Here is a 234-nt window from a genome sequence, read left to right on the forward strand (position 1 = left end):
CCGTTGCCGTCAACACCGAGGGCAAGCGCGAGATCGTCGGCCTGCACATCGGCCCTTCGGAGGCCGAGGTGTTCTGGTCCGACTTCCTCAAGGACCTCGCCCGCCGCGGGCTGACGGGGGTCAGGCTGGTCATCTCGGATGCCCACGAAGGCCTCAAGGCGGCGATCACCCGCGTCCTCAGCGCCACCTGGCAGCGCTGCCGCGTCCACTTCATGCGCAATGCGCTGGCCTACG

Annotated in this window: 1 protein-coding gene; it reads left to right on the top strand. The window is 68.8% G+C overall.

Translation table 11 applies throughout. The features are described 5' to 3' along the window. Nucleotides 1-234 (top strand): transposase (locus AX708_RS17345; protein WP_197426338.1); only part of this gene is annotated, 234 nt, incomplete at both ends.

The organism is Erythrobacter sp. CCH5-A1 (assembly GCF_001557115.1).
GTDB lineage: Bacteria > Pseudomonadota > Alphaproteobacteria > Sphingomonadales > Sphingomonadaceae > Erythrobacter.